This is a genomic window from Massilimicrobiota sp. An80 (assembly GCF_002159255.1).
GTDB lineage: Bacteria > Bacillota_I > Bacilli_A > Erysipelotrichales > Coprobacillaceae > Allocoprobacillus > Allocoprobacillus merdigallinarum.
In genome coordinates, this window is the sequence record NZ_NFHI01000087.1 from 1 (window position 1) to 3,276 (window position 3,276).

Below are 3,276 nucleotides of genomic sequence, written 5' to 3' on the forward strand. Positions count from 1 at the left end.
TTTTGAATTCCTTATCTCTCAGATCGCTCTCTATCCTGTTGATAGCGTTCTTATCGGTATGGAAGATACTGGTCATTATCATTTCGCTTTATTGCGCTTTCTTTTACAGAAGAACTACAGCGTCGCTTTGATCAATCCTAAAACTACCGATCTCAATCGTAGAATGGATGGTGGCATCACTAAAAACGATAAACTTGATACTCTTAATATATGCGATATATTAAGCTCAAACAAACTCAAGAAACCTTATCGTTTGACGTCATCTAAGAAATTTGACCTTTATGAACAGAAGCAGCTGACTAGGTTGCATCATTCCCTCAAGGAACAGATCAATGTTCTTTCCAATCGTCTGCAGAAATGCATAGATCTTGTTTTCCCTGAATATAACGCACTTTTTAAATCCAAGTATGGAAAAGTCTATATGTCTATTCTTAAACAGTTTGGCAGTGCAAAGGCCATTGCACAGGCTGACATCAGAACTTTACGCAAATGCTTTGATATTACCGGCAGAGGCAATCGCATTTCTCTGACTGCTGAAAAGCTAAAGGAAAGTGCAAAAACATCTGTTGGCATTTCTTCGTTGGCAGATGAGATGCAGATCAAACATCTAATAGCTCATATCGAACTGCTTAATGATCAGCTCAAAGAAATAGATAAAAAAATAGAAGAGTTTTCCACTGACTTAAACTCTCCTATCATCTCCGTACCAGGAATTTCGCATTTCTCTGGTACATCAATTCTAGCAGAATATGGAGATATTTTCAACTATTCTAAGCCTTCAAAGATAATAAAGGCAGCGGGTGTCGCCCCATTTCACTACGAATCAAGTCAGTACGAAGCCAAGCATAGTGCCATAACCAAGCAGGGATCGAGCTATTTAAGAAAAACGTTATATCAGGTCATTGTGCCAGTCATCAGGTTCAACAGGGTCTTCAAGGATTACTATGACCTTAAACGCTCACAGGGAAAAAGCCATCGCTGTGCGCAGGGACATTGCATCAGGAAGCTGTTGAGGGTCATCTATCATCTGGTAACGACAAATCAGCAGTTTGATGCATCATTACTGAGATAGAAACAAAATGAAACCGTATTCATAAAAAGTCTATTCCATAGGCTGTTTTCGTCATGCCCAAAAACACAAATCGTATTCACATTTCAAAGAGCTTACATATTGATGAGCTACCATAATCAAATCATTTAACATTTTCAAACTTTTTCATCAAATGACTTGAATTTTATATAGTTAGCTCCTATAAACACATTTTATAAATACTGAAACAATCTTCCTGCGTTAATGGTCGATATGCTCTTGGCAGGGATTCCTGACCATAACATGCTTTCACTTTCATTTTTTCAAATTGACTATCATCTATTCCTAACTCGGATAAATGAACTGGTAATCCTAATTCATCTTTAATAAAACATTGCAAGGCTTCAATAGCTTGATATGCGACAGCTTTTTTATCTTCACTCTCTTCAACACCCATCACATTGACTCCAAATCTTGCAAAATCGTCAATGACAGTTTCGTCTCGATCTAATAAATACTTCATCCACTTAGGCATAAGGATTGCTAGTGCTAAACCATGTGTTAAATCATAAGATGAAGAGAATTGTTCTAAGGCATGTAAAGAAGCTTGTGTCTGAAATCCAGATGTACAAAAACTATTCAATGCCCAGCTTGCTGCCCACAACATAGTAGCTCTCGCTTCATAATTCTCTGGTTCTTGAATGGCAATTGGTAACTGCTGTCTCACTGTTTTTAACAATGTTTCAACAACGTTAAACTGTAATGGATATTTTGCGGCATTCACAAAATAGTTCATATCAAACATGTGTGCCATAATATCAAATCCCCCACATGCTGTCTGAAAAGCAGGAACAGTCAATGTATTTGTTGGATCGAGAAATGCAGATTTGGGTCTAATCGGTTCCCCATTAATACCACTCTTGATTCCTAATTTGACATTTGCAATCACGCATGACTTATCCATTTCACTTCCAGTAGAAGCAATTGTTGGCATTGCAATCACGGCTAAAGCATCTTTCCAAGTTGCTTTACCTTCTACCAAATCCCAAATATCATCTGTATTTGATAACGTTGTCGCCGCAATGGCTTTACAACAATCAATGGTTGAACCACCACCAATAGCTAAGACTGTTTGAATTCCATGTTCTTTACATATTTTGACACCACGATTGACAGTTGTATGTCTAGGATTCGGTTCAACTGCACCTAACTCATAAACTGTAATCTTATGCGATTCTAGCTCTTTGATAACACGACTATATAATGGAGAGTTTTGAATAAAATCTCCTCCATGTGCAATTAAGACTTTATCACCATATTTCAAAACTTCTTCATGTAAATGTTGTAATTGGTTTTGACCAAAATAGACTTTGGTTGTATTTTGAAATTGAAAATCGTTCATAAAATGCATCCTCCTTTGTTAGTTTTATTGTATGATTTTTACTCTTTTGGAACAATTCCAATTTCTTATCTAATCCATAAGTTTTACTTATCAATAAACATTTCTTTTGAAGGGTTATACAATTTCCTGTACCCATCTTAAAAACGTACTTTGCGCAATTCCTAATGCTTTAGCTGCCTGTCGAGATGTGATTTGATTTTGAAGCCATTGATTTTTAATCTCTTTGAAATTTTGTGGAACATCTTTTTTAGGTCTACCAAAAATAACACCTCTACTTTTTGCAGCATAAATACCTTCCTTTTGTCTTTGCTTAATATTCTCACGCTCTATTTGTGCAACATATGCCAATATCTGCAATACCATATCCGCAATAAATGTCCCTGTTAAATCTTGATCTCCTTTCTTTCTTGTATCCAATAAAGGCATATCTAAAACAACAATATCGACTTGTTTCACTTTTGTGATGATTCTCCATTGATTTTGTATTTCATCATAATTTCTTCCTAGTCTATCAATAGATAAAACAATCAAAACATATCCTTTCCTTAATTTCTTCACTAAACGATTATACTGTGGTCGATCAAAATTCTTTCCACTCACCTTATCTACATAAATATTTTTTCTTGGTATATCAAATTGTTTTAATGCCAACCATTGTCTATCTTCGCATTGATCTATTGATGATACTCTTATATACCCATAGTTCATTTTTTATTCCTCCTTTTCGTGCGCACGTTCTTGCGCTTAATATATATTTCTTTTGAAATCATCGCTCCTGCAATGCGATGTAAAGCAACCGACTTACCTCGCGGGGATAACCCAACGGGGACCAAAGCATGTCGGT

The 3,276-nt window shown here is 36.0% G+C and carries 3 protein-coding genes; 1 reads left to right on the forward strand and 2 read right to left on the reverse strand.

Annotation, left to right across the window (positions count from 1 at the left end):
• Positions 1-1,072 (forward strand): IS110 family RNA-guided transposase (locus B5G32_RS13245; protein WP_087936933.1); only part of this gene is annotated, 1,072 nt, incomplete at its 5' end.
• 178 nt (positions 1,073-1,250) lie between these two features.
• On the opposite strand, the gene B5G32_RS13250 is transcribed toward B5G32_RS13245, so the two are convergent.
• Both B5G32_RS13250 and B5G32_RS13255 read right to left on the reverse strand, forming a co-directional pair.
• On the reverse strand, positions 1,251-2,432 hold the full coding sequence (locus B5G32_RS13250; RefSeq protein ID WP_087936934.1) for an iron-containing alcohol dehydrogenase: 1,182 nt from the start codon (positions 2,430-2,432) through the stop codon (positions 1,251-1,253).
• Between the two features lie 114 nt (positions 2,433-2,546).
• Positions 2,547-3,140: a recombinase family protein gene (locus tag B5G32_RS13255; protein ID WP_087936935.1), complete on the reverse strand. Its 594-nt coding sequence runs from the start codon at positions 3,138-3,140 to the stop codon at positions 2,547-2,549.
• Between the last annotated feature and the right edge of the window lie 136 nt (positions 3,141-3,276).

Bases quoted from the DNA above. Each gene is read 5' to 3' on its own strand.
- B5G32_RS13250 (WP_087936934.1), bottom strand. From the start codon at position 2,432: ATGAACGATTTTCAATTTCAAAATACAACCAAAGTCTATTTTGGTCAA.
- B5G32_RS13255 (WP_087936935.1), bottom strand. From the start codon at position 3,140: ATGAACTATGGGTATATAAGAGTATCATCAATAGATCAATGCGAAGAT.